Origin of the sequence: Rhodohalobacter sulfatireducens (assembly GCF_022012475.1) — a bacterium.
GTDB lineage: Bacteria > Bacteroidota > Rhodothermia > Balneolales > Balneolaceae > Rhodohalobacter > Rhodohalobacter sulfatireducens.
Genome location: NZ_JAKLWS010000108.1, coordinates 1 through 680 on the forward strand (window position 1 = coordinate 1; position 680 = coordinate 680).

At 44.6% G+C, this 680-nt stretch carries 1 protein-coding gene; it reads right to left on the minus strand.

The genetic code is table 11. The features are described 5' to 3' along the window. A partial coding sequence (locus L6773_RS21980; protein WP_237856698.1) for a 3-keto-disaccharide hydrolase occupies positions 1–680 on the minus strand: 680 nt, incomplete at both ends.

Below are 680 nucleotides of genomic sequence, written 5' to 3' on the forward strand. Positions count from 1 at the left end.
TCAACCTCCATTAAATGTTGTGCATCAGCATCCTCAGTGTCAAGCTGGGGATTGGTGTACTCAAATACGACTTCCCCGTCAATTTTATGGCGGACGACCTCACTGCCGCGCATTTCAATCTCCACTGTTACCCACTGATCGCCGTGATAGGTTTGCGATGTAGAGCTTATACAGTGTTGGGTAATCAACTCGCCATCCATTACGATATTGGTACCCGGCGTGCATGTATTCAGTGTTGTTCGTTCATCTGTTCCGTTTCCACCCAAAAGTTGTGTTTCTATAGAAACAGGAAAGCTCTGGTCGAGTGTCATTGTTTCCGGATGTTGGGAATGCAGCATTAAGCCATTATTACGGAATGCCCATCCCGGTCCCCCTTCAACCTGTTCCCCCACAAACCGGTATTCTACTCTGAGGATATAATGAGAGAAAGGTTCATCATAAAATATATGACCGAACTGGCTGTCCCATTGGTCCCATTCATCATAGGAAGCCGTTAGCAATCCATCTTCAACACGAAACGTGTTGTTAAAATTTTCACCTACAGGATATCCGGCAAATTTAATGATCCAGTTATCAAGATTTTCACCGTTAAACAGGTCAATCCATTCTCCATTTTCCTGATCCTGGGCTGTCACGGGACCTATTCCTGCTAGAATCAAAAGTAGTGTACAAGCAAAAGT